This window comes from Mitsuokella multacida DSM 20544 (genome assembly GCF_000155955.1).
GTDB classification, from domain to species: domain Bacteria; phylum Bacillota; class Negativicutes; order Selenomonadales; family Selenomonadaceae; genus Mitsuokella; species Mitsuokella multacida.
This window is the reverse complement of record NZ_GG697141.2, coordinates 1,481,666-1,483,428: the sequence shown is the minus strand read 5'-3', so window position 1 is coordinate 1,483,428 and position 1,763 is coordinate 1,481,666. Positions and strand designations below refer to the sequence as shown.

Sequence of the window (1,763 nt, the reverse complement as noted above, 5' to 3'; positions counted from 1 at the left end):
ACGCCTTTAACCCCGTGCCGTACGTCGTCGTCTTGTCGTCCGTATTAACGAACAGCGCTGCCTTATTGATGTGCAGTTTCGCCGTGTTCGTCTTGACGTCATAGTTCTTCAGCTCGTTGACGCCCGTATTGATGTCATAGTCACCAACGTCGTTCGTCTTCGTATCGCTGAGGTAACCCTTCGTCGCATACGTCAGGTTCACGATCGACGCATCGTCGCCATTCGTCAAGCCCTGGATATCCGACGTGAACGCCTTGTCGACCGTGCCGTACGTCGTCGTCTTGTCGTCCGTATTGACGAACAGCGCTGCCTTATTGATGTGCAGTTTCGCCGTGTTCGTCTTGACGTCATAGTTCTTCAGCTCGTTGACGCTCGTATTGATGTCATAGTCACCAACGTCGTTCGTCTTCGTATTGCTGAGGTAACCCTTCGTCGCATACGTCAGGTTCACGATCGACGCATCGTCGCCATTCGTCAAGCCCTGGATATCCGACGTGAACGCCTTGTCGACCGTGCCGTACGTCGTCGTCTTGTCGTCCGTATTGACGAACAGCGCTGCCTTATTGATGTGCAGTTTCGCCGTGTTCGTCTTGACGTCATAGTTCTTCAGCTCGTTGACGCCCGTATTGATGTCATAGTCACCAACGTCGTTCGTCTTCGTATCGCTGAGGTAACCCTTCGTCGCATACGTCAGGTTCACGATCGACGCATCGTCGCCATTCGTCAAGCCCTGGATATCCGACGTGAACGCCTTGTCGACCGTGCCGTACGTCGTCGTCTTGTCGTCCGTATTAACGAACAGCGCTGCCTTATTGATGTGCAGTTTCGCCGTGTTCGTCTTGACGTCATAGTTCTTCAGCTCGTTGACGCCCGTATTGATGTCATAGTCACCAACGTCGTTCGTCTTCGTATCGCTGAGGTAACCCTTCGTCGCATACGTCAGGTTCACGATCGACGCATCGTCGCCATTCGTCAAGCCCTGGATATCCGACGTGAACGCCTTGTCGACCGTGCCGTACGTCGTCGTCTTGTCGTCCGTATTAACGAACAGCGCTGCCTTATTGATGTGCAGTTTCGCCGTGTTCGTCTTGACGTCATAGTTCTTCAGCTCGTTGACGCTCGTATTGATGTCATAGTCACCAACGTCGTTCGTCTTCGTATTGCTGAGGTAACCCTTCGTCGCATACGTCAGGTTCACGATCGACGCATCGTCGCCATTCGTCAAGCCCTGGATATCCGACGTGAACGCCTTGTCGACCGTGCCATACGTCGTCGTCTTGTCGTCCGTATTGACGAACAGCGCTGCCTTATTGATGTGCAGTTTCGCCGTGTTCGTCTTGACGTCATAGTTCTTCAGCTCGTTGACGCTCGTATTGATGTCATAGTCACCAACGTCGTTCGTCTTCGTATTGCTGAGGTAACCCTTCGTCGCATACGTCAGGTTCACGATCGACGCATCGTCGCCATTCGTCAAGCCCTAGATATCCGACGTGAACGCCTTGTCGACCGTGCCGTACGTCGTCGTCTTGTCGTCCGTATTGACGAACAGCGCTGCCTTATTGATGTGCAGTTTCGCCGTGTTCGTCTTGACGTCATAGTTCTTCAGCTCGTTGACACTCGTATTGATGTCATAGTCACCAACGTCGTTCGTCTTCGTATTGCTGAGGTAACCCTTCGTCGCATACGTCAGGTTCACGATCGACGCATCGTCGCCATTCGTCAAGCCCTGGATATCCGACGTGAATGCCTTGTCGACCGTACCG

2 protein-coding genes are annotated in these 1,763 nt (G+C 53.0%); both read right to left on the bottom strand.

Features of this window, described 5'->3' with window-relative positions:
• The coding region (locus MITSMUL_RS06775) for an MBG domain-containing protein (RefSeq protein ID WP_005841175.1) at positions 1–1,474 on the bottom strand (1,474 nt) is incomplete at its 3' end.
• A 3-nt stretch (positions 1,475–1,477) separates the two neighbouring features.
• Positions 1,478–1,763, bottom strand: a 286-nt coding sequence (locus MITSMUL_RS06770; RefSeq protein ID WP_005841173.1) for an MBG domain-containing protein, incomplete at its 5' end; no start/stop codon positions are given.